The 4,848-nt window shown below is 71.2% G+C and carries 3 protein-coding genes; 2 read left to right on the forward strand and 1 reads right to left on the reverse strand.

The features are described 5' to 3' along the window. Nucleotides 1–257: 257 nt before the first annotated feature. On the reverse strand, nt 258–2,420 hold the full coding sequence (locus GH736_RS17290) for a S9 family peptidase (RefSeq protein WP_159605545.1): 2,163 nt from the start codon (nt 2,418–2,420) through the stop codon (nt 258–260). A 141-nt stretch (nt 2,421–2,561) separates the two neighbouring features. Here GH736_RS17290 and efeU point away from each other — a divergent pair, with 141 nt between their 5' ends. Beyond that, entirely contained in the window at nt 2,562–3,488 is a 927-nt protein-coding gene (gene efeU / locus GH736_RS17295; RefSeq protein WP_159605547.1) for an iron uptake transporter permease EfeU, read from the forward strand. 48 nt (nt 3,489–3,536) lie between these two features. Continuing rightward, nucleotides 3,537–4,757 (forward strand): iron uptake system protein EfeO, encoded by a 1,221-nt coding sequence (efeO, locus tag GH736_RS17300; RefSeq protein ID WP_159605549.1) that lies wholly within the window; start codon nt 3,537–3,539, stop codon nt 4,755–4,757. Nucleotides 4,758–4,848: the final 91 nt, after the last annotated feature.

Below are 4,848 nucleotides of genomic sequence, written 5' to 3' on the forward strand. Positions count from 1 at the left end.
GATGCCGCGGCGAGGCCGACGGCCGCAGCGACCTCGTCGGCCGTGCGCGGGCGAACGACGACCTGGGGTTCGCCGACGCCCGCGAAGACCGCGGCGCCGGCGTCGTACTCGGTGGTGCCGGGGCCATGCGCCCGGCCGGGAACGCGCTCACTCAGTTCGGAGAGGATCGACATTCCGCCACTCTGGCAGAGGCCGCCGACAAGCGGAATCGCTGCTCGCTCAGCGCGGAATGCCTGCGTTCGCATGCACCGTGGTGCCTACTCGCCCGAGGGGTGCGCGTTCGCCCGGTCGATCACCCACGCGTACGCGAAGGCCCGCTCGCGCCACGCCGAGTACCGCCCGGAGACACCGCCGTGCCCGGCCGCCATCTCGATCTTCAGCAGCGGGTCGGCGCCGGCGTCGCGCAGGCGCGCCACCCACTTCGCAGGCTCCACGTACAGCACGCGGGTGTCGTTCAACGAGGTCACCGCGAGGATCGGCGGGTAGTGGTTGACGTGCACGTTCTCGTACGGCGAGTACGACTTCATGTAGTGGTACACCTCGGCGTCGTCGAGCGGGTTGCCCCACTCGTCCCACTCGATGACCGTGAGCGGCAGCGACGGGTCGAGGATCGACGTCAGCGGGTCGACGAACGGCACCTCGGCGAGGATCCCCGAGAAGTAGCGCGGCCCCATGTTCGCGACCGCGCCCATGAGCAGGCCGCCGGCGCTGCCGCCCTGGGCGACGAGCCGGTCGGGCGCGGTGATGTCCTCGTCGATGAGGTGCCTGGCCGCGGCGACGAAGTCGGTGAACGTGTTGCGCTTCTCGAGCTTCTTGCCGTGCTCGTACCAGAGCCGCCCCATCTCGCCGCCGCCGCGCACGTGCGCGACCGCGAAGATCATGCCGCGGTCGAGCAGCGAGAGCCGGGGGATGCCGAACCCCGGGTCGATCGAATGCTCGTACGACCCGTAGCCGTACAGCAGCGTCGGGGCCGGCGTGCCGAGGTCGACGAGGTCGTGCCGGTACACGAGCGAGATCGGGATGCGCGTGCCGTCGGCCGCGACCGCCCATTCCCGTCGCTGCGCGTACCGCGTCGCGTCGTAGTCGCCGAGCACGACCTGGCGCTTGCGCAGCCGCCGCTCGCCCGTGGCGATCACCACGTCGTACACGGTCGACGGGGTGACGAAGCTCGAGAACCCGATGCGCAGGGTCGGCTGCTCCCACGCGGGGTTCGAGCCGACGCCCACGGAGAACAGCGCCTCGTCGAACGGCAACTCGTGCAGGGTGTCGTCGGGGGTGGCATCCGCGGGGAGGCCGGCCGGCGGCACCTTCGCGACGGCCACGCGCGGCAGCCCCTCGCGCCGGTACTCGACGGCCACGAAGTCGCGGAAGGCGTCGACGCCCTCGAGGCGCACGGCGGGATCGTGCGGCAGCAGCATCCGTCGCGGTCCCTGCGGGTCTGAGGCTGCGACGCTCACGAGCTCGAAGTTCACGGCGTCGTCGTTGTGCACGATGAGGAGCCGGTCGACGCCGCCGGCGACGACGTGCTCGACGTCGTACTCGACGCCGTCCTTGCGGGGCCACACCACGGTGAACTCGCCGGAGGGATCGGCCGTGTCGAGCAACCATGTCTCACCGGTGACGTTCGAGCCCGCCTCGATCATGAGGTACTTGCGGCTGCGCGTGAGGCCGACCCCCAGCCAGAACCGCTCGTCGGGCTCGTGGAAGACCGAGACGTCGTCGGATGCCGCGGTGCCGACCTCGTGGCGCCAGACCGTGTCGGGGCGCCAGGACTCGTCGACCGTGGCATAGAAGAGGTAGCGGCCCGACGGATCGAACACGGCCCCGGCCGCCGTGCCCTCGATGACGTCGGTGTAGGCCCGGTCGGTGCCGTCGATCGCCTTGAGGCGGATCGTGTACCGCTCGTCGCCGTCGATGTCGGTGGCGTAGAGCATGGTGGCGCCGTCGGCGGTCACGTCGAAGCTGCCGAGCGAGTAGAAGTCGTGGCCCTCGGCCTCGAGGTTGTCGTCGAGCAGCACCTGCTCGCCCGGGATCGACTCGTCCGCGGCATCCGGCAGCTCATCGCCCGTGAGCTCGGGCAGCACCGGCGGCTCCCAGTCGTCGGGACCCGTGATCGGCGCCCGGCAGTGGATGCCGTACTGCTGCCCCTCGACGGTGCGGGTGTAGTACCACCAGTCGCCCTCGCGGCTCGGCACGCTGAGGTCGGTCTCCTTCGTGCGGTCCTTGATCTCCTCGAAGATGAGCTCCTGCAGGATCGCGAGATGCTCGGTCTTCGCCTTCGTGTAGGCGTTCTCCTCGTGGAGATGGGCCAGCACCGCCGGATCGTCCTTCGCCCGCAGCCACTCGTACTCGTCGACCACCACGTCGCCGTGGTGCTCGCGCTGGATCGGACGCTTCTCGGTCTTCGGCGGGGTCAGCACGATGTCCACGCTACGCCCATGGGCCGTCGACGTTCGAGGCGGTCGTGACGTCGTGCGTCGGAGATGAGCATCCGTTTCGTCACGGATGCCTGCTTAGGTTAGCCTTAGCTCAATCCACTCGTTCCTAGCCGGGAGACGCGCGTGCTCGCCAACTACCTGATCGGCCTCCGCGAGGGCCTCGAGGCAGGACTCATCGTCGGCATCCTCGTCGCCTACCTCGGCAAGCTCGGCCGCCGCGACCTGCTCGGCAAGCTCTGGGCGGGCATCGGCATCGCGGTGGCGATCTCGCTCGGCGTCGGCGCCCTGCTCACGTGGGGCCCGTACGCGATGACGTTCCAGGCGCAGGAGATCCTCGGCGGCACGCTCTCGCTCCTCGCCGTCGCGATGGTCACCTGGATGATCTTCTGGATGGGCACGCACGGCCGCACTCTCTCCTCCGAATTGCGTGGACGCGTCGACACGGCGCTCACCGGGTCGTGGATCGCGATCGTCGTGCTCGGCGCCGTCAGCGTCGGCCGCGAGGGCGTCGAGACGGCCCTCTTCGTCTGGGCCAGTGTCGCCGGCGGCAACGACCCCGTGCTGGGCACGATCGGCGCCGTGCTCGGCATCCTCACCGCCGTCGTCATCTCGTGGGGCATCTCGAAGGGCCTCGTGCGCATCAACCTCGGGAAGTTCTTCACGTGGACGGGCGTGTTCCTCATCCTCGTCGCCGCGGGCGTGCTGTCATACGCGATCGGCGACCTGCAGGAGGCCTCGGTCATCCCGGGCGGGGGCGTGACCGCCTACAGCCTCGCCGCGGTGATCCCGCCCGGCGGCTGGCTGCACGCCGTGCTCAGCGGCATCTTCAACTTCACGCCCGAGCCGACCTGGGCGCAGGTCATCGGCTGGGTGGCCTACGTCGCCGTGACGATGTCGCTCTACCTGCGGCTGCTGCGTCGTCGCAGTGCCCCGAAGCCGGTGGGGTCGGATGCCGCGGCGCCGACGCCAGCGCCCGCGCCGTCGGCTTCCGCACAGGCCGCCCCGGCGGTGCCCGCTCCGGGCGCCGCCGCGCCCGCCCCCGCCCACTGACTCCCGCTGCCCTCCCTCACCCCTCGACCCCCTCCGATTGGATCCCCGATGAACCGACGTGCCCTCGCGGCATCCGCTGCCGCGACCGCACTGGCGCTGGCCCTCACCGGCTGCGTCGCCAAGTCCGACCTCGCCCAGTCGATCCCGGTCGCGATCACCGATGACGGATGCGCCGTGGCCGCCGCCACCGCGCCCGCCGGCGCCGTCACGTTCAGCCTCGAGAACACGGGCAGCGACGTGAACGAGTTCGAGATCCTCGCCGACGACCAGCTGCGCATCGTCGGCGAGAAGGAGAACGTCACTCCGGGCCAGGAGATCGAGTTCGTCGCCCAGCTCGCACCGGGCACCTACTACACGGCGTGCAAGTTCCAGCAGGTCGGGGCGCCGGTCGGGCTCGCCGAGTTCACCGTCACCGGCGAGGCATCCGCAGTGTCGGCCGACGACCAGGCGCTCGCCGACCAGGCCGTGACCGAGTACCTCGCCTACGTGCGCTCGCAGGCGGCCGAGCTGGTGCCGGCCGTGCAGGCGTTCGCCGCCGCCTACGCCGCGGGCGACGACGAGACGGCGCGGTCGCTGTTCGCCGCGACCCGCGTGCCCTACGAGCGCATCGAGCCCACGGCCGAGGCGTTCGGCGACCTCGACCCGAAGATCGACTTCCGGGAGGTCGACGCCGTGGCCGACGGCCTCGACTGGACCGGCTTCCACCGCATCGAGAAGGACCTCTGGCCGCCGGCCGCCGGCGACCTCAACTCCGACGGCCAGGACGCGCTCGCGAACTGGGCGCCGTCGACGCCCGAGCAGCGCCAGGAGTTCGCCGACGCGCTCGTCGCCGACGTCAACCAGCTGCACGACCTCGTGACGGCCGAGGACTTCGACGTCTCGCTCGACGCCATCTCGAACGGCGCCATCGCGCTGCTCGACGAGGTCGCCGCAGGCAAGATCACGGGCGAGGAGGACTGGTGGTCGGGCACCGACCTCTCGGACTTCGCCGCGAACGTCCAGGGCGCCGGCGTCGCGTTCGGCGCGGTGCGCGCGCTCGCCGAGTCGAAGGGCGACGACGGCGAGGCGCTCGCCGCCGACATCGACGAGCAGTTCGCCGCGCTCGAGGCCGCGCTCGCCGTGTACGGCTCGCTCGACGCCGGCTTCGTCGACTACGCCGAGCTCACCGACACCGACAAGAAGACCCTCTCCGACCAGGTGAACGCGCTCGCCGAGCCGCTCTCGCAGCTCACCCACACGGTGCTCGGCGTGACCGAGCCCGACGCCTGATGACCGAGCAGCCCGCCTCCGGCGTCAGCCGCCGCCACCTGCTCGGCCTCTTCGGTGCCGGGGCGGCCGGCGTCGCCGTGGGGGCGGCGGG

The sequence above is a fragment of the Agromyces humi genome (assembly GCF_009720255.1).
In the GTDB taxonomy this organism is placed as follows: domain Bacteria; phylum Actinomycetota; class Actinomycetes; order Actinomycetales; family Microbacteriaceae; genus Agromyces; species Agromyces humi.